Origin of the sequence: Pelagerythrobacter aerophilus (assembly GCF_003581645.1) — a bacterium.
Lineage (GTDB): Bacteria > Pseudomonadota > Alphaproteobacteria > Sphingomonadales > Sphingomonadaceae > Pelagerythrobacter > Pelagerythrobacter aerophilus.
In genome coordinates, this window is the sequence record NZ_QXFK01000004.1 from 39,808 (window position 1) to 61,410 (window position 21,603).

Sequence of the window (21,603 nt, forward strand, 5' to 3'; positions counted from 1 at the left end):
CTTCTTCTCCGGGAATCGCTTACCGGTCAGGACCTCGGAAACCCGACCTTGGTTGATATTCAGTCTGGCCGCGATTTGATGATTGTAGAGGCCTTCCTCACGCTTGAGCCTACGTATCTCATCCGCAACTCTCTGAGTCATAGGCGTCGAAGGAGTTCCGGGCATCCTTCCTTTTTAGTCAAGTTTGCTCACTTTGACAAATGCCTTTCGTGTACCGTCGACCTTACGCTCAACGAGTCCTCGTTTCATGAGGCCACCCAAGACCGAGTAAGTTAGGTAGTTCTTTTGCCTTCCTTGAAAATCAGATTCCAGCCCAAGCTCTTTGGCAATCTCATTGTTTATCGCACCAAGCGGACGAGTTGCCAAATATCGCATGATAGCCTTTTCTATCAACTCGCGTCCTTCTATCGCTAGGGATCGATCGCTGCCCTTCTTTGCCGTCATCGCACTCACTCCTCCCCCATCCGCAACGCCGCGATAAACGCCTCCTGCGGAATGCTCACATTCCCATACTCCCGCATCCGCGCCTTGCCCTTCTTCTGCTTCTCCAGCAGCTTTTTCTTGCGCGTGATATCCCCGCCGTAGCACTTCGCCGTCACGTCCTTGCGCAGCGCGGCGATGGTCTCGCGGGCGATCACCTTGCCGCCGATCGCGGCCTGGATCGGGATCTTGAACAGGTGGCGCGGGATCAGGTCCTTCAGGCGCTCGCACATGCCGCGGCCGCGCTCTTCGGCGACCGAGCGGTGGACGATCAGGCTCAGCGCGTCGACCGGCTCGTTGTTGACCAGGATGTTCATCTTGACGAGGTCGCCCTCGCGCAGGCCGATCTGCTCGTAGTCGAAGCTGGCGTAGCCGCGGCTGATCGATTTCAGGCGGTCGTAGAAGTCGAACACGACCTCGTTCAGCGGCAACTCGTAAGTCACCTGCGCGCGGCCGCCGACATAGGTGAGGTCGGTCTGGATGCCGCGCCGGTCCTGGCACAGCTTGAGGATACTGCCGAGGTATTCGTCGGGCGTGTAGATCGTCGCCTTGATCCACGGCTCCTCGATCCACTCGATCCGGTTGGGATCGGGATAGTCGGCCGGGTTGTGCAGCTCGATCGTCTTCGCCTCCTCGCTCTTCGTCTTGCCAAGGCGGATGCGGTAGACGACGCTGGGGGCGGTGGTGATGAGGTCGAGGTCGTATTCGCGGCTGAGGCGTTCCTGGATGATCTCCAGGTGCAGCAGGCCGAGGAAGCCGCAGCGGAAGCCGAAGCCGAGCGCGGCCGAGCTTTCCATCTCGTAGGAGAAGCTCGCGTCGTTGAGCCGCAGCTTGCCGATCGATTCGCGCAGCTTCTCGAAGTCGGCCGCGTCGACCGGGAACAGGCCGCAGAAGACGACCGGCTGGGCTTCCTTGTAGCCGGGCAGCGCTTTTTCCGCCCCGCCCTTCACCGTGGTGATCGTGTCGCCGACGCGGGCCTGTTCGACTTCCTTGATCTGCGCGGTGATGAAGCCGATCTCGCCCGGGCCGATCTCCGGCAGGTCGACGCGCTTGGGGGTGAAGGCGCCGACGCGGTCGATCAGGTGCTGGGTGCCGCCCTGCATGAACTTGACCTGGAGGCCCTTGCGGATCGCGCCGTCCATCACGCGCACGAGGATGACCACGCCGAGGTAGGGGTCGTACCAGCTATCGACCAGCATGGCCTTGAGCGGGGCGTCGCGATCGCCTTTCGGGGGCGGGATCTTGGCGACGATCGCCTCGAGCGTGTCCTCGATCCCGATGCCGGACTTGGCGCTGGTGAGCACCGCCTCGCTGGCGTCGATGCCGATGATGTCCTCGATCTCGGCGCGGACCTTTTCCGGTTCGGCGGCGGGGAGGTCGATCTTGTTGATGACGGGGACGATCTCGTGATCGTGCTCGATCGACTGGTAGACGTTGGCGAGCGTCTGCGCCTCGACCCCCTGCGCGGCGTCGACCACCAGCAGCGCGCCCTCGCACGCGGCGAGGGAGCGGCTGACCTCGTAGGCGAAGTCGACGTGGCCGGGGGTGTCCATCAGGTTGAGCTCGTAGGTCTGCCCATCCTTCGCGGTGTAGTTCAGGCGCACGGTCTGGGCCTTGATGGTGATCCCGCGCTCGCGCTCAATGTCCATGTTATCAAGGACTTGCTCGCTCATTTCGCGGTCGGTCAGGCCTCCGCAGTGCTGGATCAGCCGATCGGCCAGCGTCGACTTGCCATGGTCGATATGCGCAATGATGCTAAAGTTCCGGATACGTGCAAGATCGGTCATCATAATTCCGCTGAGGGGTGCCTGGTGCAATGCAGCACCGTTCGCCTCGCCCCTTAGCGGTGGCGGAGCGGCCTGTCAGCCATCTGAATGGGCTGGCTAACCAGCGGCGGCGCGCCGTTCGCTGGTATCATCGGGCAGCGGGCGATCGGTGAAAGGCGTGCTGGCCGGGCTGCCGAGATCGTCGGGGAGCGCCTCGTCGAACTCGACGCCCATGCGATTGTCGAGGCACCAGCGCGCCGTCGCGTCCGCAGTCAGCGTATCGGAGATGGCGATGCGGAAGCGCGTCCCCTCCGGCACGTTCCACAGCCCCTCGATCAGCGCGCCCCGAGCGGAGACGTTGCGGATGGTCCCGGCATAGTGCTGTCCCGCGTGTTCGAGCACGATCTTGCGCAGCATGGTCCGGCGCGGAGCGCGGGCGGAGCGCGGGCCGACGGCCTCCATCGCCAGGCCGCCCGCAAGGCGTTCGTCGGCGTCCTCCGGGCTCAGGGGCTTGGAGTAGATGTAGCCTTGGATATGGGTGCACCCGTGCGCCCGCACGAGATCGAGCTCGTCAAGCGTCTCGACCCCCTCGGCCGTGACGTCCATCCCCAGCGCTTGCGCCAGGCTGGTGATCGAAGCGATGATCGCGCCATTGCGGCTGCCCGGCTGGGTCGCACCGCGCACGAAGCTCTGGTCGATCTTGATCTTGTCGAACGGGGCCTTCTTCAGATAGCCGAGCGAGGAGTAGCCGGTCCCGAAATCGTCGAGCGCGAGCCGCACGCCGATCCGCTTGAGCGCCGCGAACATCGCTTCGTTGTCGGCATCGTCGTCGAGGAACACGCTCTCGGTGATCTCCAGTTCGAGCCGCGAGGGTGCGATACCGGCCTGGGCGACGGCATGGGTGATGATCGCCGGCAGCTGCGGATTGGCGAACTGGAGCGGGGAAACGTTCACCGCGCAGCGCACTTCCTCCGGCCATTGCGCCAAGGCACTGCAGACCGTGCGGATCGCCCATTCGCCGATCGTTCCGATCAGGCCGGTGTCCTCCGCTATCGGGACGAACCTGGCGGGCGAGAGCCACCCGCGCCGCGGATGGTTCCAACGCAGCAGTGCCTCGAAACCGGTGATCCGCGCCGTCGCCGCATGCACGACCGGCTGGTAGAACAGCTCCAAGCCGCCATTGGCGATCGCATCGCGCAAGTCGCGCTCCAGCGCGCTACGCTCCTCGGCGGCGGTGTGCAGGTCGTTGGAATAGAAGTGATACCGCCCGCGGCCGGCGTCCTTGGCGGCGTAGAGAGAGAGGTCGGCGTTGCGGATCAGGGACTCGCTCGAAAGCCCGTCGTCGGGGCAGATCGCGATACCGACCGACGAGCCGATCACTACCCGCTGCCCCTCGACCGAATAGGGCTGCGAGAGGGCATGGATGATCTCCTGCGCCAGATGCGCGAGCTTCTCGCGCGCGACGCGGCCCAGCAGGATCACCTCGAACTCGTCGCCGCCGAGGCGCCCCACACGGCCCGCCTGGCCCACGGTGCGCTCGAGCCGCTGCGCGACCTGCTTCAGCAGTGCATCGCCGGCGGGGTGGCCGAGGGTGTCGTTGACATGCTTGAAGCGGTCGAGGTCGAGCAGAAGGACGGCGCACTCCCGCTCGCGCTCCTGCGGGCTGCCGATGATCTTCTCCAGCGTCTGGGACATCTGGAACCGGTTGGCGAGGCCGGTGAGAGAGTCGTAGCGCGCGAGCCGAGTGGCGTTCTCCTGGCTGCGTTTCTTCTCCGTCAGATCGGTTCCCGAGCCGCGGAAGCCGCAGAAATTGCGGAAGCCGTCGTATACCGGACGACCGTTGATCGACCACCAGCGCTCACCGCCCGTAACCGCGGCCTTCACCGCGAGTTCCTGGAACGACGAGCGGGCGGACAGGTGGAACGTCAGCGTCCGTTCGCCTTCGCGGTTCTCGTCGCCGAGATCGAACAGTTGCGAGAACGGCCGGCCGACGAGTTCTTCTTCGGCCCGCCCCAGCGTGAGGGCGACCGAGGGGGAAAGGTACGTCAGGTTGCCTCGCCGATCGGTCTCCCAGAACCAGCCCTGCCCCGTTTCCTCGTAGTCCTTGAGGATGCTTTGCGCACGGTCGCGGACGCGGGCGAGCGCCTCGCTTTCCTCCGCCTTCGCCCGCTCGAACCTGATCTGGTAAACCGCGACGATCGCACCGGCGATCACCCCAATTGCGAGGCCGGCATAGGCCAGGAACGAACCATCGACGATCGCCGCGGGCGCCCAGCAACCGATCTTGCTGACGAAGACGAGCACGATCCGGTCGCTCATCAGCGCGGCGAAGAGGATATTGATGGTTACCAGCCCGGCGACGCCGATCCGCCAGTCGAGCCCCCCGTGATACATCCAGTCCGCCAGACCAAGCCCAACGCCGGCGGCGGAGAGGCCGACGAGCGCAATACCGAGCATCCGCTTCAGCGCAGGCGAGCGGTCGGCGCCATCACCCCACAGATTGACCGGCGTTCCGGCCGCAGCGAAAGAGATGGCCACCACAGCGCAGATCGCGGCGAGCACCGTGGGCAGCGTCAGGGTGACCACGCCCGCAAGCGCGAAGGCGGAAGCGATCGCGACCGCCATCCATGTCAGCGCGGGTGGAACCACGGGAGGCGCCGCCGCCAACGCGGAAACTTTCGCCCGTTTGGTTTCGCGCCGGTCACGCTCGATGCGGCGCTCGGAATCGGATGAAATCCCGGGTGTGTCGCTTCCCGCGCCGCGTATGCCGAGGGACGAGCGCCGCCGTGCGGCCCCGACCGGTTCCGTTCCCCCCCTGACTGGCGCTCCACCCATGCGGAGAAGATACCGCCGATCCCTTGAAAAATCGGTTAATTGCGTGCCCCAGGCTGGCGGATCGCGCGGCGGAGTCTCCTTGCCAAGACAATTCGGGCCGGGCATGAGTCTGCCGGCGAACATTGCTGCCGCGGAGAAGAGGATGGCAGGATCCAGAACCGCGCCCGGTCCCGGCTCTCCGCCGCTCGGGAACGCGGTCCGACGGCAGCAGCTCCCCTTTCTTGCCGGAGTGCGACGCTGACATGCACCACATTGCGATTATCGGTTCGGGTCCCGCTGGCTACTACACCGCGGAAGCCGCGCAGAAGCATTGGGGCGATGACGTCCGCATCGACATCTTCGACACGCTGCCTGTCCCTTATGGGCTGATCCGCACCGGCGTCGCGCCCGATCACCAGTCGATCAAGGGCGTCAGCCGCCGCTACGAAGCGACCGCGCTGAACGAGAACGTGCGCTTCGTCGGCAACGTTACCGTCGGCAGCGACGTCAGCATGGACGAGTTGCGCGAGCTCTACGACGCGGTCGTTCTCGCGACCGGTGCGCCCAACGACCGGCCACTCGGGATCGAGGGCGAGGATCTCGGCAACATCTTCGGCAGCGCGGCATTCGTGGGCTGGTACAACGGCCATCCGCAATTCGCCGGGCTCGATCCCGACCTGTCGGGCAAGAACGCGGTCGTCATCGGCATGGGCAACGTCGCGCTCGACGTCGCGCGCATTCTCGCCAAGACCGAAGCCGAGTTCGCAGGGGCCGACATCGTCACGCATGCGCTCGATGCGCTGCGGGTCTCGAGCCTGCAAACGATTACCATCGTCGGGCGACGCGGGCCGCACCAGATCATGATGACACCCAAGGAGCTGGGCGAGCTCATGCACCTCGACCGCGCCACGCCGCGGGTCGATCCCGCCGACCTCCCGGAAGAAGCGGAGGACGCGATCCTGGAGCCGGGGCTGCGCAAGTCGGTAGCCCATCTCAGGAGCTTCGCCGCCATCCCCGAGAGCGAACGCGCGGACAAGGCGATCGAGATCGACTTCGACATGTTCGCCTCTCCCCTCCGCTTCCTCGGCGAAGGCAAAGTAACCGGGCTGGAGGTCGAACGCACGAAAGTCGAAACGGGGCGTGCGGTGGGCACCGGCGAAACCTACGTGATCCCCGCCGATCTCGTGGTCAGTTGCATCGGCTACCGCAGTTCGCCGATCCCCGGCGTTCCATTCGACGAGCGCGCCGGTCGTTTCGCCAACGACGAAGGCCGCATTCTGCCGGGTATCTACTGCGTCGGCTGGGCGCGTCGCGGGCCGACCGGCACGATCGGCACCAACCGTCCCGACGGATTCGGCGTGGTCGAGAAGATTGCCGAGGATCTGACTTCCGGCGCGCTCGGTGCTGGCGGCAAGGAAGGCCGCACCGGCTTCAATGCGCTCGCCGAACAGCGCGGGCTCGACATCGTCACCTTCCGCGACTGGAAGAAAATCGAGGAAGCCGAAGCCAAGGCCGCCCGCGAAGGCGCCCCGCGCGAGAAGTTCGTGGACATTGAGGCGATGATCCGCGCGCGGGGATAGGTTCTGCCACTGGACTCACCAGTTGCGATATGAGACCTTCCTCTGCGGAGAGAGGAGGCGCACAATGCCCGCATTCGACCTGATTATCCGCAACGGCACCATCGTCGACGGCACCGGCACGGAGCGCTTCACCGGCGACGTTGCGATCAGGGACGGCCTGATCGTCCAGGTCGGCCCGGTCGATGGCGACGCGACGGAGGAGATCGACGCTGCCGGCAAGATCGTGACGCCCGGCTTCGTCGACATTCATACCCACTACGACGGGCAGGCGACGTGGGACCAGGAAATGGCACCTTCGAGCTGGCACGGCGTCACCACCGTGATCATGGGCAACTGCGGGGTCGGCTTCGCGCCGGCGCAGCCCGACCGCCACGAGTGGCTGATCGGGCTGATGGAAGGGGTGGAGGACATCCCCGGCACCGCCCTCGCCGAAGGCATCACCTGGGAATGGGAGACTTTCCCCGAATACCTCGACGCGCTCGAGAAACTGCCGCGTTCGATCGATGTCGGAACGCACGTCCCACACGGCGCAGTGCGCGCCTACGTGTTGGGTGATCGGGAGAAGCCCGGCGCGGTTCCGACCGAGGACGACATCGCCGCGATGGGCCGCATCGTCGAGGAAGGCGTGCGCGCGGGTGCGCTCGGCTTCTCCACGAGCCGCACGGTGATCCACAAGTCGGTCGACGGCGAACTGGTGCCCGGCACGACCGCGACGCCCGAAGAGCTGGTCGCGATCGGCCGTGCCATGGGCCGTGCGGGCCACGGCGTGTTCGAAATGGCGAGCGATCTCAATCGCGAGTGGAACGAGTTCGACTGGATGGGCCGTCTGAGCCGCGAGACCGGCCTGCCGGTCACGTTCGCCGCACTCCAGTCGATCGCCAAGGAACTTCCGCTGGAAGAGCAGATCGCGACCATGCGCGCAGAGAACGACAACGGCGCCAACATCGTCGCGCAGATCGCCTTGCGCGGCAACGGCATCATCATGGCCTGGCGCGGCACCGTCCACCCGTTCCGCTTCCGCCCGAGCTGGCAGGCGATCATGGATCTGCCGTGGGAGGAGCAGAAGGCCAAGCTGCTCGATCCGGCGTTCAAGGCGCGGCTGCTGTCGGAGGCAAACGATTTCTCCGGCGCGCCGCAGGATATGCTCGGCCTGCTGATGATCGTGGTCGCAGGGTGGACCATGCAGTTCGAGATGGACGAGGATTTCGACTACGAACCCGCCCCGGAGGCAAGCGTGCAGGCGCGCGCCGCCGCGGCCGGCATGAGCTGCGAGGAATATGCCTACGACATGCTCTGCCGCGACGACGGCGCGGGTTTCATCTACCTGCCGATCCTCAACTACGCCGACGGCAATCTCGATTTCCTCGAGGCGCTGCAGCAGGCCGAGGACACGGTGAACTCGCTCTCGGACGGCGGGGCGCATTGCGGCACGATCTGCGACGCGGCGAGCCCGACCTTCATGCTCCAGCACTGGGTGCGCGACCGCAGGCAGGCCGATCATCGCTCGGGCGGGCGCATAGCGCTCGAACACGCGATCAAGCGCCAGTGCGCCGACACCGCGCGCCTCTACGGACTGGAGGACCGCGGCGTGATCGCCCCCGGCTATCTCGCCGATCTCAACGTGATCGATCTCGACCAGCTGAAGCTGGGCAAGCCCTGGCTCGCTTTCGACCTGCCGGCGGGCGGCAAGCGCCTGCTGCAGAAGGCGGAGGGCTACGTGGCGACGATCAAAGGCGGCGTGGTCACCTTCCGCGATGGAAAATGGACCGGCGCGACGCCGGGAGGCCTGATCCGCGGCCCGCAACGAGCCGCCATGCTCGAAGCAGCGGAGTAGCCTTTCCGCTCTCATGTCATCCCAGCGAAAGCTGGGATGACGGAGAGAAAACGGATTCGGCGAGCGCACGCGGCTTTCGCCGAGGTGGCGGACGCCGCTACACCCGCATCGGCATCAGCACATAGAGCGCCGGGCTGCTGGCATCCTGCCGGATCAGCGTCGGCGCGCCGGCGTCGGCCAAGTGCAGTTCCACCGTGTCGCTGTCGATCTGGCTCAGGATGTCCTTGAGATAGTTGGCGTTGAAGCCGATCTCGAACCCTTCGGCCGCGTAGTCGGCCGGGACTTCCTCGGCCGCGGTGCCGTTGTCCGGACTGGTGACAGAGAGCGTGACCTTGTCCGTATCGAGCCCCATCTTCACCGCCCGGGTCTTCTCGGTGGCGATCGTCGCGACGCGGTCGACGCCTTCGTAGAAGCTCTTGGGATCGAGCTTGAGCAGCTTGTCGTTCCCGGTCGGAATCACGCGGCTGTAATCGGGGAAGGTGCCGTCGATCAGCTTGCTGGTCAGCACCACCCCGCCCTCACCGCCGAGCGTGAAGCGGATCTTGCTCGCCGACAGGTCGACCTGGACGTTGCCGTCGAGCGCTTCCTCGAGCAGCTTGCGCAGCTCCGCCACGGCTTTGCGCGGCACGATCACGTCGGGCATGCCCGCCGCGCCTTCGGGCTGCGCGATGGTGAAGCGAGCGAGCCGGTGGCCGTCGGTCGCCGCGGCCTTGAGGACCGGCTTGTCCTCGTCCGACACGTGCAGGAAGATGCCGTTGAGGTAGTAGCGCGTCTCTTCGGTCGAGATCGCGAAGCGGGTGCGGTCGATCAGCTCGGCCAGTGTCTTCGCAGGAATTTCGAAGCTCGTCGGCAGATCGCCCTCGACGATCACCGGGAAGTCGTCGCGCGGCAGCGTGGGGAGCTGGAAGCGGCTGCGTCCGGCCTTGACCGTCATGCGGTTGTCGGCGGTCTCCAGGCTCACTTGGCTCCCGTCGGGCAGCTTGCGCGCGATGTCGAACAGCAGGTGCGCCGAAACCGTGACCGCGCCGGGCGCGTCGACCGATGCCGCGGCCATGTTCTCCACCACCTGCAGGTCGAGGTCGGTCGCCATGACCTTCAGCGCTCCGCCCTCTCCTGCCTCGATCAGCACGTTCGAGAGGATCGGAATGGTGTTGCGGCGCTCCACCACGGACTGGACGTGGCTGAGGCACCTCAGGAGCGTGGCACGTTCGATAGTGGCCTTCATCGCGTATCAATTCCCCCATGCGCGCCCGCCGAAAGGTTCGGGGCCGGAATCGCCCGCGAGCGCCGGAAAGTGGCCAGTATCCTTAGTGACGAGGCGTGACGGGGCAAGAACGAATGGGCGTCAGTGCCGATTCCTTGGGGATAAATCCCCGTTCAGGATATCATCGCCATGCCGCCGTTCACGTGCAGCGTCTGCCCCGTGATGTAAGCCGCCTCGTCCGATGCGAGGTAGGCGACCGCCGCACCGATATCCTCGCCCTCGCCCATCCGGCCCATCGGGATGCGCGCGTTGAGCGCGTCCTTCTGCGCGTCGGGAAGCTGGTCGGTCATCGCCGTACGAATGAAACCAGGGGCGACGCAATTGACCGTGATCCCGCGACTCGCAAGTTCCTGCGCAAGGCTCTTGGACATGCCGACGAGCCCCGCCTTCGCCGCCGCGTAGTTCATCTGCCCCGGATTGCCGGTCGCGCCGACAACGCTGGTGATGCTGACGATGCGGCCGTGCTTGGCCTTCATCATCGGCCGCGTGGCGGCACGCATCAGACGGAAGGCGGCCTCGAGATTGATCCGCATGACCGCGTCCCACTCCTCGTCCTTCATCCGCATGGCGAGGTTGTCGCGCGTCACCCCGGCGTTGTTCACCAGTATGTCGATCTTGCCCAGCGTATCGATCGTGGCGGGAATCAGCTCCTCGACCTGGGTCGTGTTGGAAAGGTCGCAGGTGATCTCGACATGATCGCCCCCGACCTCCTCGTTGATCTGCTCGCGAAAACTGCGCAGCTTCGCGCTGTTCGACCCGCTGAGCGCCAGCCGCGCGCCTTGCCGCGCCAGCGCATAGGCGATCGCCGACCCAATCCCGCCGCTGGCGCCGGTGACGAGGGCGGTCTTTCCTTCGAGCGAAAACATCCTTTTCTCCGATTCAATTTGTTCGCGCAGAGGCCGCAGAGATCGCGGAGGGTTCCTGATCCGGCCGGTAGTCGTTCACAAGCCTGCGGATACCCTCTTTCATCGTCAGGCCCGAAAAATTGAGAAGCAACCCTACGGGCTGCTTGGTCAACCGCAAATAGGTTAGCAATTGCTTCGCGTGCAGCTTGGTGAGCTTCTCGACCGATTTGATCTCGAGAATCAATCGGTTCTCGACAAGCAAGTCGATGCGGAACGCGCAACCGAAGTGGAGGTCGTCATAGTCGATCGCCACCGGGACCTGCCGTGCGACCGCATAACCGCGCTTGACCAGCGCCCCTGCGAGGACCGCCTCATACACGCTTTCCAGCAATCCTGGCCCCAACTCGCGATGAATGCGAATCGCTTCCCCGACCACGTCCGAACTGATGGCGTCGATCGGCTGCATCCATTCCCCTCCGCGTCCTCTGCGCGCTCTGCGCGAACCCTACAAATCCTTCGCGAGCGCTTCGATATCCGCCATGGTGATGGCGCTGGTGGTGCCGGCTTCCTTGTCGATGCGGCCGATCATCGGGGCAAGAACCTTGCCGCCCAGTTCGACGAAGTGCTCGATGCCGGCGCGGCGCATGGCGAGCACGCTTTCGCGCCAGCGGACGCGGCCGGTCACCTGCTCAACCAGCAAGCGTTGCTCCTCGGCCGGGTCCGTCACCTGCTCCGCGGTGACGTTGGCGTAGAGCGGCAGAGTGAAGGCGCCGGGCGGGGTCTTCGCCAGCGCCTCGGCCATGGCGTCTGCGGCGGGCTGCATCAGGTCGCAGTGGAACGGCGCGGAGACCGGCAGCAGCACGCCGCGCTTGATTCCGTGATCCTTCACCAGAGCGACCGCGCGCTCGATCGCGCCCTTATGGCCGGAAAGCACTACCTGCCCGGGATCGTTGTCATTGGCGACTTGGCACACTTCCCCTTCGGCAGCGGCGTCGGCCAGCGCCTGCGCCTTCTCCAGATCGGCGCCGAGCAGCGCGCACATCGCGCCCTCGCCCACCGGAACCGCCGCTTGCATCGCCTGTCCGCGCAACTTGAGCAGCCGTGCGGTATCGGCAAGCGAGAATGCACCTACGGCACAGAGCGCCGTATATTCGCCGAGCGAGTGACCGGCGACGCAGTCGCCCTTGTCCGCCAGCGCGACGCCGAATTCGCGCTCCAGCACGCGCAGGGTGGCGATGGCGTTGGCCATGATCGCGGGCTGCGCGTTCTCGGTCAGTGTCAGCGCGTCTTCCGGCCCGTCGCGCATGATCTTTGACAGGCTCTGCGACAGCGCCTCGTCGACTTCCTCGAACACCTCGCGCGCGGCGGCGCTGGCGTCGGCGAGCTCGGCGCCCATGCCGACTTTCTGGCTCCCCTGTCCGGGAAAAACGAATGCACGCATGTCAGTCTCCTTCGGCGGCGCGGCTTATGAGTGCGGGGCGCGCCCCGCAAGGCCGAACGGCACGATCTTGTTCGCCGCATCATGCCCGATGTCGGCCAGACCGAGGTAGGGGATATCCGCCTTCGCGCACCAGTATTGCGCGATCTCCTCCGCGCTCGCACCGAAAGGCCGATCATTTTCCGGGACCTCGGAAACCCGCCCCAGGCGCAGGCCCGCGATCCCGCGCAGGTGCTGGCTGATATGGAAGAACAGCCGGTCCACGGCGTAGAGGTGTTCCGACACCTCCTCCACCATCACCACATGGCCCGCGAGATCGGGCATCAGGTCGGTACCGCAGAGCATCGCCAAGGTCATCAGATTAAACGCCGCCGCGGGATGCCCATCGAGCGTCCCTTCGAGCCCCTCCTCACCGCCTGTCAGCCAGTCCAGCGCCCGCTGCACGGCCGCTGCGCCGCCGTCGCGCCGCACGTCGGCGACCATCGGTCCGTGAGCGGGGCGCCCGATCCCGGCGCGACAGAGCGCCGCCAGCAGATAGCCGGTATCCGAGTAGCCGAGGAACGGCTTGCCTTGCGCAGCGGCCTCCATCCGCGAGACCGCCTCCGCCGCGATCCGGTTGGAGCCATAGCCGCCGTGAGCGAACCAAACCGCGTCCACCGCGGGGTCGTTCGCACAGTCGAGCAGTGCGGCAAGCCGCACTTCGTCGTCTCCGGCGAAATGCCCGTGTCGGGCGAAGCATTGCTCGTGAAACCGCAGCTCCACACTTTCGAACTCAGCCGCGATCGCGAGCACAGCATCGGCATGCTCGCGCTCCAGCGGCTTTCCAGGGGCGCAAATGGCAATGCGTGTCATACACGGGACCTAGCGAGCTTGTGTCCGCCTGCACAACTGAATACGCAGCGGGCAATGGACGATATCCCCACAGCCGACGAGCTTTTCACCCGCCCGTTCTTCTTCAGCGGGATCGGCGGATCCGGGATGCTGCCGCTCGCGCAGATCGTGAAAGGGCGCGGTGGCGAGGTCGCAGGGAGCGACCGCAGTCGTGACCAGGGGCGCACGCCGGAGAAGTTCGCGGCGCTCGAGGCACAGGGCTTCGCGCTCCATCCGCAGGACGGCAGCGGGATCGTTTCGGCGGAACAGGTCTTCGTCGCCTCTGCCGCGATCGAGGATACGGTACCCGAAGTGGTCCGTGCGAAGGAACTCGGCTGCCTCAGGATGTCGCGGGCCGAGCTCAACTCGATCCTGTTCAACACCAGCGGCGCCGGCCTCGCAGTGGCGGGCACGAGCGGCAAGTCCACCGTGACAGGCATGCTCGGCTGGATCATGCACGCGGCCGGCCGCGATCCGACGGTGATGAACGGCGCGGTGATGAAGAACTTCGTCACCGCCGAGCGCCCGAACGCCAGCGCGCTGGTCGGCGGACGCAGCATCTACGTCAGCGAAGTGGACGAGAGCGACGGGTCGATCGCGCTCTACCGCCCGGCGGTGGGCGTGCTGCTCAACGTCAGCCTCGACCACAAGGGGATGGACGAGTTGCGGCAGCTCTTCGGCGCGTTTCTCGCCCGCAGCCGCATCGCGGTGATTAACGCCGACGACGCCGAGGCGCTGGCGCTGCTCCCGCATGCGAACGAAGTCATCACCTTCGGCATCGATCAGGAGAAGGCGCAGATCGGCGTCGTGCCCGGCTCGGTCGCCGAAGGGCCGCTACGGCAGGCAGCGATGATCGTCGACCGGCACGACGGCAGCGAGCATGCGCTCACGCTGGCGATGCCGGGCAAGCACAACCTCTCGAACGCGCTGGCAGCCATCGCCGCGGCGGCCGCCGCGGGCGTGCCGGTCGCGGCTTCGGTTGCGGCGCTTGCGGACTTCAAGGGGCTCGCGCGGCGGTTCGATCTCGTGGGTGTCAGCGCCTCGGGCATCGCGGTGATCGACGACTTCGGCCACAATCCCGAGAAATGCGCCGCCACCCTGCGCACGCTGAAGGCGCACGAAGGGCGCGTGATCGCCTTCTTCCAGCCGCACGGCTACGGCCCTCTGCGGCAGATGGGCGCCGAACTGGCCGAGACGTTCGCGCGCGAACTCGGGCCCGAGGATTGCACGATCCTGTGCGATCCGGTCTATTTCGGCGGCACGGTCGACCGCGGCGAGGGCAGCGAGCGGATCGTGCGGCTGATCGAAGTGGCCGGCGGCCATGCCGAATACATCCCCACGCGCAAGGCCTGCGGCGACCGCATCGTCTGCCTCGCCCGACCGAACCACCGCGTGGTGGTCATGGGCGCGCGCGACGACACGCTGACGACTTTCGCGCGCGAACTGCTGGAGCGGCTGGGTTAGGAAATCCGTAGGGCGATAGCGCCCGGGAGCCCCGCAGCGGCATCCATTACCGGAACGGCGGCTCGTTGAACGCGCGCAGCTTGCGCGAGTGCAGGCGATTGCCCTCCTGTCGCAGCAGACGGCAGGTGGTCACGCCGATCTGCATGTGCGCGGCGATGGCTTCCTCGTAGAACTTGTTCGCCTGCCCCGGCAGCTTGATCTCACCGTGGAGCGGCTTGTCGGAAACGCACAGTAGCGTGCCGTAAGGCACCCGGAAGCGGTAGCCCTGCGCGGCGATGGTGGCGCTTTCCATGTCGATCCCGACCGCGCGGCTGAGCGAGAGGCGGCGCGCGGACTGAGTATAGCGCAGCTCCCAGTTACGATCGTCGGTCGTGACGACCGTGCCGGTGCGCATCCGGCGCTTGAGGTCCGCGCCGTGGGTGCCGCTGACTTCCTCGGCCGCCTTGGCGAGCGCCTGCTGGACCTCGGCGATGGCCGGCAGCGGGATCTCCGGCGGAAGCACCGGATCGAGCACGTGATCGTCACGCAAGTAGGCGTGCGCGAGCACATAGTCGCCGATCTTCTGGCTCGGCCTGAGTCCGCCGCAGTGGCCGATCATCAGCCATGCCTCCGGCCGCAGGACGGCGAGGTGATCGCAGATCGTCTTCGCGTTCGACGGGCCGACGCCGATGTTGACCAGCGTGATCCCGCCGCGGTCCTTCCCGATCAGGTGGTAGGCGGGCATCTGATGGCGACGCCAGGCGGTGTCCGACAGCTCCGAGCGCGCATTTTTGCGCGGGGTGTCGAGATAGAGCCCGCCCGCGCCGGCAAGCGCGATGCACTCGTCATTACCAAGCTGCTCGCCGGCCCAGTCGACGAATTCGTCGACGTAGCGGTGATAGTTGGTGAACAGGATGAAGCGCTGGAAGTGCGCCGGATCGGTGCCGGTGTAGTGCGCCAGCCGCGCCAGGCTGAAATCGGTCCGGAGTCCGTCGAACAGCGAGAGCGGGATCGGATCGCCCGGCGCGCCGAGTTCGATCCCGTCGGCCAGTTCGTCCCCGATATCGGCCAGCTCGGTCGAGGGAAAATGGCGGGCGAGCTCCTGCGGGCTGATGCCGGCCAGCTCGGCCCCCGCCTCGCCGTCGAGCACGTAGGGGAACGGGATTTCCTGCCGCGAGGACACCACGTCCACGTCAACGTCGTAGTCGCTGGTGATCAGCCGCAACTGCTCGCTGAGGTAATCGGCGAACAGATGGGGGCGCGTGACGGTGGTGGTGTAGGTGCCCGGCGCGTTGAGCCGGCCATAGGCGCGGCTGCGGTCTTCCGGTCGGGTGCCGCCGCGAAAGCGCAAGCGGAGCTCCGGATACGCATAGCTGCCGTCGCTGCGCTTCTCGGGCTTCGGCAGGGTGCCTTCGCGGCCGAAAGCGATGATGTCGGCCCGCAGGCGGTGAACCGCCTCATCGTAGAGGCGAGTGAGGTCTTCGATGATCTTTTCAGGTGATTCCATCGACGGCCATTAGCGCCTCTTGCGTGACAATTCCAAGTCCCGTCCGGAGGGAAGAAGGGCGCGTCCCCCTTCGCACGCACAAAAAAGGGCGCGACCCTCGCAGGCCGCGCCCTCCTTTTTTCCTGTCGGTGCGGGTCAGCCGTTGGCTTCGTCCGTAGCCTCGCCTTCAGCGGGGCTTTCCAGCATATCGGCCGGAATCTCGCCCGGTTCAAGCGTCGGATCGATGGCATTGGCCTGGGCCATTTCCTCGATCTCGGCCTGCTCGTCGGCGAAGATCTGCGCGAGCACGTCGACACCCTGGCGCTGCAGTTCGGCCTCGTCTTCCGAGCGAGCGACGTTCGCCTTCACGGTGACGTGGACTTCCGGGTGCAGCGCGACGGTGACGTCGTGCATGCCGAGCGTCTTGATCGGATGACCCATGATGACCTGGCGCTTGTCGATCTCATGGCCCTGCTCGGCAAGCCCCGCAACGACGTCACGCACGTTCACCGAGCCGTAGAGGTGGCCGGCATTCGACGAGGCGCGGATCAGCACGATCTCGACGCCATCGACCTTCTCGCCCTGCTTCTCGGCATCGGTGCGGCGCTCCGCGTTTTCCTTCTCCAGGCGTTCGCGGTTGGCTTCGAAGACCTTCTTGTTCGACTCGTTGGCGCGCAGCGCCTTCTTCTGCGGCAGCAGGAAGTTGCGGGCGTAGCCGTCCTTCACGGAAACGACGTCGCCGATGTTGCCCAGATTCCCGATGCGTTCGAGGAGGATGATGTCCATGTCTCTTCTCCTCTTACTTCACGATGTAGGGCAGCAGGCCGATGTGGCGCGCGCGCTTGATCGCCTTGGCGAGTTCGCGCTGCTTCTTGGCACTGACGGCGGTGATGCGGCTGGGGACGATCTTGCCCCGCTCGGACATGAAGCCCTGGAGCAGGCGCACGTCCTTGTAATCGATCTTCGGCGCGTTCTTGCCCGCGAACGGGCAGGACTTGCGGCGGCGGAAAAACGGACGGGCCATCAGTCGCGCTCCTCACGTTCAGAGCGACGCTTCCGGTCGCGTTCGTTCTTGCGCATCATCACGCTCGGGCCGCTCTCGTGCTCGTCGACACGGATGGTCATGTAGCGGATGACGTCTTCGTTGATGCGGGTCTGGCGCTCGAGCTCTTCCACCACGGCGCCGGGGCCTTCGATGTTGAGCAGCACGAAGTGCGCCTTGCGGTTGCGGTCGATCTTGTAGGCGAGGGACTTGAGGCCCCAGGTCTCCGTCTTGGTGACCTTGCCGTCGTTCTTTTCGACGATTTCGGTGGCGGTTGCCGCCAGCGCATCGACCTGGCTCTGGCTCAGATCCTGACGCGCGAGAAAGACATGCTCGTAAAGAGCCATGCTTCGCTTCCTTCACTCTGTAATGCCGATCGCTGGCTGATCCGCGGGATTGCGGGGCCCCTCCGGCTTTCTTCCATTTCCCCGCCCGGAGACAGGGAAGGCGCGCACATAGCGGCATCGGCGTGGAATGCAAGGCATAGCTGGGCTTGTGCGGCAGGAACGCAGGCGGCAGGGCAGCGTAGAGCAGCGAAACAGGAGATTCCATGCCCGGCGGATTGGTTGCGCTTCTCGACGACGTTTCCGTAATTGCGCGTGCCGCTGCGGGCTCCGTCGACGATGTCAGTATAGCGGCGAGCAGGGCCGGTTCGAAAGCCGCGGGCGTGGTGATCGACGATGCGGCCGTGACCCCGTCCTACGTCACCGGCCTGTCGCCTGCGCGCGAGCTGCCGATCATCTGGAAGATCACCAAGGGCAGCCTGAAGAACAAGCTGCTGATCCTGCTCCCCGGCGCGCTGCTGCTGAGCCAGTTCCTGCCCGCAGCGATCATCTTCATCCTCATGCTCGGGGGCGGCTTCCTCAGCTACGAGGGCGCCGAGAAGGTGATGGAGAAGCTGGGCGGCGAGAAGCACGGCAAGACGCTGGAGGATCCGATCGAGGACCCGGCCGCGTTCGAACAGCAGCGCGTCTCCGGCGCGATCCGGACCGACCTGATCCTGTCCGCCGAGATCATGGCGATCACGCTCAACGAAGTCGCGGTCGAAACCTTCGTGGTCCGCGCGGGCGTGCTCGCGCTCGTCGGCGTGGCGATCACGTTCGTGGTCTACGGCGCGGTGGCGCTGATCGTGAAGATGGACGACGTGGGGCTGCACTTGTCCGAGAAGAGCTCCGCGCTCGCGCAGAGCGTCGGCCGTTTCCTGCTGCGCGCGATGCCTCGCCTGCTTACCGCCCTGTCGCTGATCGGCACGGTGGCGATGCTGTGGGTCGGCGGGGGGATCGTCCTCCATGGCCTCGCAGAGCTGGGCGTCTCCCAGCCGGAGCACCTCGTGGAGGACATCCGGCATGGGGTGGAAGCGGCGACGGGCGCCGTGGGCGGGGTGGCAGGCTGGATCACCTTCGCCGGACTGTCCGCCCTGTTCGGCCTTGTCCTCGGCGCGGTGATTGCCTTTGTCCTGCACAAAGTGCTGCGGATTGGAAGCGGCGCGCACTAGCGCGCACGCCGGAGCACCCGGCGCCCTCCGTAGGCACCCGCGAGTAAGCGCCCCGTTTCATGGCAACCGGTCGGCGTTCCGCGAGGGCGGCACCGTCCCGACGCATGTTATCGAACTTCCTCTACTCCACGGTCTCGCCGGCAAAGGCCTCGCGCCGCGCCACGTCTATCGCATCGCTGAAGCTGAGCACGCTCGCGAGGAACACCGGCGCCGGGATGCCATCGCCTGTGATCACATCCCATTCGATGTAGGGATCGCCCTCGTCGTCCAGAAAGGTGCTGCTGAACCGATACTTCCGGGCCAGTGCGAGGGCCTCCTCGGCGGTCCACGGTTCCTTGCGGTCGAAGCCGGCCGAGAACTGCAGCGCGTCGCAACCATCGTGGGACGTTTCGTCGCAGCCGTAGAAGTAAATCCGAGTCGACCATCCGGAAAGCCGGGTCAGGATCATCGGATCGCCCGTGCCGTCCTCTGTCAGCTCGGCATCGTACCCGGCCCCTTCGAGAGCGGCGAGAATGCCCTGGGGGTTCTTGGCGGCCACCATCGCTTCGCCGGTCTGGGCGCCCAGCGGCGCCGCAGCAAGAACGAGCGCGCTGGCGGCAATCAGTCTCTTCATTCTGTCGGTTCCCCCCGTAAATTGGACTTGCAGACTGGCGGGAATCGGTCGTCGAGGCAACGTCAAAGGAGCGGGCGCCCTCCCGTTCCCGTCAATCCTCGGGGCTGCGAGTCAGGCACCGCCCGCTCTCATCCCTTCCCTTTGGTCTTTGTCTTGCCCGCCCTGGCATTGGCGGCGATGAAATCGATGATCATCCCCGCAATGTCCTTGCCGCTCGCGGCCTCAATTCCTTCCAGGCCGGGCGAGGAATTGACTTCCATGATGACCGGCCCGTGATTGCTGCGCAGCATGTCCACGCCGCAGACGTTCAGCCCCATGCGCTTGGCCGCGCGCACGGCGGTCGAGCGTTCCTCGGGCGTGATCCTGACCAGTTCCGCGCTGCCGCCGCGGTGGAGGTTGCTGCGGAAATCGTCGGGCGCGCCAGTGCGCTTCATCGCGGCGACGACCTTGCCACCGATCACCAGCGCGCGGATGTCGGTGCCGCCAGCTTCCTTGATGAACTCCTGCACCAGGATGTTGACGTTGGCGCCCCGGAAGGCCTCGATCACCGACTTGGCGCTCGCCTCGGTCTCGGCGAGGACGACGCCGATTCCCTGCGTGCCTTCGAGCAGCTTGATCACCACCGGCGGCCCCTTGACCGCCTTGACGATCTCCTCGGTCTGTTTCGGGTCGTGCGCGAAGGCCGTCAGCGGTAGGCCGAGACCGTGCTTGGCGAGAATCTGCATCGAACGCAGCTTGTCGCGGCTGCGGCCGATCGCGACGCTTTCGTTGAGCGGCCAGACACCGCTCATCTCGAACTGGCGCAGGATCGCGAGGCCGTAATGCGTGATCGAGGCGCCGATGCGCGGGATCACCGCGTCGTAGCCGGTCAGCGTCTCGCCATTATAGGTTACCGTCGGGCGGTGCGAGGCGATCTGCACGTTGCAGCGCAGCGTGTTGAGCACGTCGAGCACATGGCCCCGCGCCTCCGCCGCCTCCACCAGCCGCCGGTGTGAGTAAAGGTTCGGATTCCGGGCAAGCATGGCAATCTTCATGGCACGCGATCTTTCCTCGGCATGCGCCCGGGCGACTGGAGCCACGAGCTGCCCGAATCAACGACAAACCGCCGGCGAAGTGCCGTGCGGCCGATAAGCAGGGGAAATTGCATGTCCGAGCGGTCGGCAAGACTGATCTCGGCACGAAATTCGACGGCGCCGATACGCATCGGCGTCTTCACGATCAAGCGCATTTGCGTCTCGCCGTTCGAGCTGGTGATCCCGCGCTTGTCTACCTGGACCGCCTCGCACACCTGACGCACGTGCTGGCGCCCGAAATCGACCGCGAAACGGACGTAATTCCGCCCGTCTCGTTCGAACCGGTCGAGCACGGTCGCGTGAAGCGACGAGGTCCGCGCGCCGGTATCGATCTTGGCCGGAACGGCGGTGAGGCCCAGTTCGGGTAAAGCCACCAGTTCGCGCCATCCGACCGCCGGCAATGGCTCCTTCTTCGCGCTCAACCGACGATCGCCAGCCCGTCGCCCCCGTCGCCGGTGGCCAGCCGCCGCAGCACCTTGCCGCTGGCGAAATCGACTTCGGCGATCGTGTCGGTGCCGGTCTCGGCGACGTAGATGCGCTCCCCATCCTCGGACCAGACGATCGTGACCTGCTGGCGCTCTTCCGCCTCCTGGCGGCCCGAGACCTCGATCGTGCGTACCGCGCGCGCCGTGGCGAGATCGATGACCGTCAGCGAACCATCGGCCATGTTGGAGGTCACCGCGACATCGCCCTGCGGCCGGACCGCGAGGCGCAGCGGGAAGTCGCCGGTCGCGACCTCGTGCCGCACCTCCAGTGTCTGCGGATCGACGGCGAACGCCTTGTCCGACCCCCGCGCGGAAACCCATAGAGTCTCGCCGTCCGGCGCGAGATCGATCCCTTCCGGCTCGATGCCGACTTCCACCGAGCGCGGCGCGCGGCGGGTCAGCAAGTCGACCAGCGTCACCGTTTTCGAGCCGAGGTCGACCGTCCAGGCATGCCGCGCATCGGGCGCGACGGCGAGCATGTGCGTACCTTCCTGCCCGGTCGAGAATTCGAACGCCTCGGCATTCTCGCTGAGCGGATTGCGGATCCAGAAGATCGAGCGGCGTCCCTCGGCACTCGCGTAGAGATCGCCGTTCGCATGCCAGACGATCCCGTGCGGCCGCGCGTTCTCCCCCAGCTCGATCCGCTTGACCCGCGAGAGGTCGCTCGCGCGGAACACGTCGACGCTCGTGCCGCCGTAGCAGGCGAGCGCGACATGCGTGCCGTCGGGCGAGGTGGCGAGCTCGTGCGGGTTGGCGCAGCTATCGACCCGCGCGACCTCTTTGCCGCTCGCGAGGTCGATCTTCGACAGCGAGTTGCCGAACTTGTTGGCGACGAACACCGCGGCCTCGCCACCGGCCGCCGATCCCGCGCCGGGCTCCTCGGCAACGGGCGCGCAGGCCGCCGCGGCCAGGCATAGAAGCGATAAAACCCGCATGACGTCCTCCGAGCAGCCCTCCGTAGTGAGAGGGAGGATAACCGACCTTGCCGCCTTCTCCGAGTCCCCGCGAAGGCGGAGACCTCAGGATATCAGCGGAGCGCCAATGGCATGAGGTCCCCGCCTTCGCGGGGACTCAC

20 protein-coding genes are annotated in these 21,603 nt (G+C 66.0%); 4 read left to right on the top strand and 16 right to left on the bottom strand.

Translation table 11 applies throughout. The annotated features are described in order from the left end of the window. Nucleotides 1-174: 174 nt before the first annotated feature. The 3 genes from D2V04_RS17695 to D2V04_RS00540 all read right to left on the bottom strand — a co-directional run bounded on the left by D2V04_RS17695 (nt 175) and on the right by D2V04_RS00540 (nt 4,895). On the bottom strand, nt 175-444 hold the full coding sequence (locus D2V04_RS17695; RefSeq protein ID WP_147391741.1) for a hypothetical protein: 270 nt from the start codon (nt 442-444) through the stop codon (nt 175-177). Nucleotides 445-449: 5 nt separating this feature from the next. Continuing rightward, a complete protein-coding gene (gene lepA, locus D2V04_RS00535; RefSeq protein WP_119511489.1) occupies nt 450-2,267 on the bottom strand; it encodes a translation elongation factor 4 in 1,818 nt (605 codons plus the stop codon). Nucleotides 2,268-2,363: 96 nt separating this feature from the next. Continuing rightward, nucleotides 2,364-4,895 (bottom strand): EAL domain-containing protein, encoded by a 2,532-nt coding sequence (locus D2V04_RS00540; protein WP_324186830.1) that lies wholly within the window; start codon nt 4,893-4,895, stop codon nt 2,364-2,366. Between the two features lie 428 nt (nt 4,896-5,323). On the opposite strand from D2V04_RS00540, the gene D2V04_RS00545 reads away from it, so the two are divergent. Continuing rightward, a complete protein-coding gene (locus D2V04_RS00545) occupies nt 5,324-6,640 on the top strand; it encodes an FAD-dependent oxidoreductase (RefSeq protein ID WP_119511440.1) in 1,317 nt (438 codons plus the stop codon). A 64-nt stretch (nt 6,641-6,704) separates the two neighbouring features. Further along, nucleotides 6,705-8,474 carry an N-acyl-D-amino-acid deacylase family protein gene (locus tag D2V04_RS00550; RefSeq protein WP_119511441.1) on the top strand — a complete coding sequence of 590 codons (1,770 nt, stop codon included), beginning with the start codon at nt 6,705-6,707 and terminating at the stop codon, nt 8,472-8,474. A gap of 97 nt (nt 8,475-8,571) precedes the next feature. On the opposite strand, the gene dnaN is transcribed toward D2V04_RS00550, so the two are convergent. The 5 genes from dnaN to D2V04_RS00575 form a co-directional block, all read right to left on the bottom strand. Further along, on the bottom strand, nt 8,572-9,699 hold the full coding sequence (gene dnaN / locus D2V04_RS00555; protein WP_119511442.1) for a DNA polymerase III subunit beta: 1,128 nt from the start codon (nt 9,697-9,699) through the stop codon (nt 8,572-8,574). Nucleotides 9,700-9,851: 152 nt separating this feature from the next. After that, entirely contained in the window at nt 9,852-10,604 is a 753-nt protein-coding gene (gene fabG, locus D2V04_RS00560; RefSeq protein WP_119511443.1) for a 3-oxoacyl-[acyl-carrier-protein] reductase, read from the bottom strand. Between the two features lie 13 nt (nt 10,605-10,617). Then, the gene (locus D2V04_RS00565; protein ID WP_119511444.1) at nt 10,618-11,049 is read right to left on the bottom strand and encodes a GxxExxY protein; all 432 of its coding nucleotides are present in this window, start codon (nt 11,047-11,049) and stop codon (nt 10,618-10,620) included. A gap of 39 nt (nt 11,050-11,088) precedes the next feature. Next, nucleotides 11,089-12,024: an ACP S-malonyltransferase gene (gene fabD, locus D2V04_RS00570; protein WP_119511445.1), complete on the bottom strand. Its 936-nt coding sequence runs from the start codon at nt 12,022-12,024 to the stop codon at nt 11,089-11,091. 24 nt (nt 12,025-12,048) lie between these two features. Continuing rightward, entirely contained in the window at nt 12,049-12,873 is an 825-nt protein-coding gene (locus tag D2V04_RS00575; protein ID WP_119511446.1) for an LD-carboxypeptidase, read from the bottom strand. 54 nt (nt 12,874-12,927) lie between these two features. Between D2V04_RS00575 and D2V04_RS00580 the strand changes: the two genes are divergently transcribed. Then, nucleotides 12,928-14,355, top strand: coding sequence for a glutamate ligase domain-containing protein (locus D2V04_RS00580; RefSeq protein WP_119511447.1), 1,428 nt, complete (start codon nt 12,928-12,930; stop codon nt 14,353-14,355). 46 nt (nt 14,356-14,401) lie between these two features. Here D2V04_RS00580 and D2V04_RS00585 read toward each other — a convergent pair whose 3' ends face one another. From D2V04_RS00585 to rpsF, 4 genes are all read right to left on the bottom strand, one after another. Then, a complete protein-coding gene (locus D2V04_RS00585) occupies nt 14,402-15,841 on the bottom strand; it encodes an AMP nucleosidase (RefSeq protein WP_119511448.1) in 1,440 nt (479 codons plus the stop codon). A gap of 135 nt (nt 15,842-15,976) precedes the next feature. Beyond that, a complete protein-coding gene (rplI, locus tag D2V04_RS00590; RefSeq protein WP_119511449.1) occupies nt 15,977-16,606 on the bottom strand; it encodes a 50S ribosomal protein L9 in 630 nt (209 codons plus the stop codon). A 13-nt stretch (nt 16,607-16,619) separates the two neighbouring features. Then, nucleotides 16,620-16,844 (bottom strand): 30S ribosomal protein S18, encoded by a 225-nt coding sequence (rpsR, locus tag D2V04_RS00595; protein ID WP_119511450.1) that lies wholly within the window; start codon nt 16,842-16,844, stop codon nt 16,620-16,622. After that, nucleotides 16,844-17,209, bottom strand: coding sequence for a 30S ribosomal protein S6 (gene rpsF / locus D2V04_RS00600; protein WP_119511451.1), 366 nt, complete (start codon nt 17,207-17,209; stop codon nt 16,844-16,846). The genes rpsR and rpsF overlap by 1 nt, the downstream gene beginning before the upstream one ends. Before the next feature lie 203 nt (nt 17,210-17,412). Between rpsF and D2V04_RS00605 the strand changes: the two genes are divergently transcribed. Beyond that, entirely contained in the window at nt 17,413-18,357 is a 945-nt protein-coding gene (locus D2V04_RS00605; RefSeq protein WP_119511452.1) for a DUF808 domain-containing protein, read from the top strand. 121 nt (nt 18,358-18,478) lie between these two features. On the opposite strand, the gene D2V04_RS00610 is transcribed toward D2V04_RS00605, so the two are convergent. The 4 genes from D2V04_RS00610 to D2V04_RS00625 all read right to left on the bottom strand — a co-directional run bounded on the left by D2V04_RS00610 (nt 18,479) and on the right by D2V04_RS00625 (nt 21,463). Continuing rightward, nucleotides 18,479-18,970: a YbjN domain-containing protein gene (locus D2V04_RS00610; protein WP_119511453.1), complete on the bottom strand. Its 492-nt coding sequence runs from the start codon at nt 18,968-18,970 to the stop codon at nt 18,479-18,481. 128 nt (nt 18,971-19,098) lie between these two features. Continuing rightward, nucleotides 19,099-20,004, bottom strand: a complete 906-nt coding sequence (rimK, locus tag D2V04_RS00615) for a 30S ribosomal protein S6--L-glutamate ligase (RefSeq protein WP_119511454.1) — start codon at nt 20,002-20,004, stop codon at nt 19,099-19,101. Continuing rightward, the gene (locus tag D2V04_RS00620) at nt 20,001-20,465 is read right to left on the bottom strand and encodes an ATP-dependent zinc protease family protein (protein ID WP_119511455.1); all 465 of its coding nucleotides are present in this window, start codon (nt 20,463-20,465) and stop codon (nt 20,001-20,003) included. Before D2V04_RS00620 ends, rimK begins: the two co-directional genes overlap by 4 nt. Beyond that, nucleotides 20,462-21,463 carry a YncE family protein gene (locus D2V04_RS00625; RefSeq protein ID WP_119511456.1) on the bottom strand — a complete coding sequence of 334 codons (1,002 nt, stop codon included), beginning with the start codon at nt 21,461-21,463 and terminating at the stop codon, nt 20,462-20,464. Before D2V04_RS00625 ends, D2V04_RS00620 begins: the two co-directional genes overlap by 4 nt. Nucleotides 21,464-21,603 lie beyond the last annotated feature (140 nt).